This window comes from Synechococcus sp. R6-10 (assembly GCF_047461815.1).
In the GTDB taxonomy this organism is placed as follows: Bacteria; Cyanobacteriota; Cyanobacteriia; order Thermostichales; family Thermostichaceae; genus Thermostichus.
Genome location: NZ_JANSHW010000367.1, coordinates 1 through 1,454 on the forward strand (window position 1 = coordinate 1; position 1,454 = coordinate 1,454).

Sequence of the window (1,454 nt, forward strand, 5' to 3'; positions counted from 1 at the left end):
GGGTAGCCGTCGTTGTCGAAGTCGGCAGCAATGACCGTGCGAATGCGAGAGGGCCTGGCCAGCTCAGGGGGGGCTACATCCTTAAAAAAACCGCTGGGGGTCTGGATCCAGAGGCGATGGGGGCCTTCCCAGTTGCCGTAGAGCAAATCCAGCCGTCCATCCCCATCCAGATCCACCGCTGCCACGCCGCGCCCATGCTCGTCGGGATCTGCTAGGCCCACCTCAGCGGCAATCTCTTCAAAGGTGCCATCTCCCCGGTTGCGAAACAGAAAGTTAGGTCCCTGCTCATTGACGGCAAAAATGTCCATCCGCTGCGAGACCAAGGGCACGGCCACCAACCCCCGCCCGCCCGTCACCCGATTGAGTCTCGCTTCTGGCGCCACATCGGCGATCATTTGGTTAGGGCCCAACTCGTAGAGGCGCATAGGGCCGCCGTAGTTGGCTACGAAAAATCCATAGCTCCCCTGGCCAAGACGATCCACACAAGCTACAGAGCGACCTGCCGTCAAGTTGAGGGCATCTTGGTTTTGCGGCAGGGAGAACAGGTCCACCCAGCGAGATCCCTGCCAGTCGAAGAGGCGATCCCCAAAGCGCTTGCGCCCGCCGAAGGTATCGGTGTTCAAGACATAAAGTTCTTCCTGCCCGTCCCCGTCAAAGTCGGCGGCAGCCACCCCAATTGCCATGCGCCCTGCATCGGCCAGGGTGTCGTCTGCTTGATCCACCAGGGTTTGCCCATCCCACTTCAAGACTCGATTGGAGCCGCGGAACCCGCACACAAACAGCTCAAAGGCCCCATCCCGATCCAAATCGCAAGCGGCAACCCCGTAGAAAAGGGCAGGTGGGTTAAAGCGGATCTGCGAGCTGCAATCTTGGAACATGGGGATCCCATCGGAGAACAATAGGAACTGGTGGAGCTTCCAGCTCTGATGGTATGCTGGATCTTCGCTGGAACTTCCCCTTCAACCATGCCACGCATCAAATCTGCCATCAAGCGCGTTCAGATCGCAGAGCGGAATCGGCTGCGCAACAAAGCCACCAAAGCCATGGTGCGCGCTCTGATGAAGAAAGTGATCTCCCTCTCAACTGCCTATGCCGCCAACCCACAGCAAGAAACTCTGCAGGAAATCCAGGCGGCGATGAGTGCTGCTTTCAGCCGCATTGATAAAGCTGCCAAAACCGGCGTCCTGCACAAAAACACAGCCGCTCGTCGTAAGGCTCGGCTGGCCCGGATTGTGAAGCTGTCTGTGGCTTCCTCGGAAAAATCCCAGGCTGAGGCTTTGGGTGGGCGTGATTGACTTCTCCTGCTGCTTCGGAAGTGGTGCTTGTGCGGGATTTCAGCTAGAAATCGCAGGAGCCTCGCACTGTACCCGTAGGGTCAGTGCCGGGAGGAATGCGGAAGTTATGATAGAACCATGACCCAAGTCCTGACCGTCTCCTGCAAGCTCAAGGTGTCC

Annotated in this window: 2 protein-coding genes; one reads left to right on the plus strand and one right to left on the minus strand. The window is 58.4% G+C overall.

The genetic code is table 11. The annotated features are described in order from the left end of the window. A partial coding sequence (locus NW837_RS10435) for an FG-GAP repeat domain-containing protein (RefSeq protein ID WP_414331313.1) occupies nt 1-878 on the minus strand: 878 nt, incomplete at its 3' end. Between the two features lie 87 nt (nt 879-965). Here NW837_RS10435 and rpsT point away from each other — a divergent pair. Further along, the gene (gene rpsT, locus NW837_RS10440; protein WP_414331315.1) at nt 966-1,295 is read left to right on the plus strand and encodes a 30S ribosomal protein S20; all 330 of its coding nucleotides are present in this window, start codon (nt 966-968) and stop codon (nt 1,293-1,295) included. Nucleotides 1,296-1,454 lie beyond the last annotated feature (159 nt).

Coding starts and splice junctions, on each gene's coding strand:
- rpsT (WP_414331315.1), top strand. CDS start 966: ATGCCACGCATCAAATCTGCCATCAAGCGCGTTCAGATCGCAGAGCGG.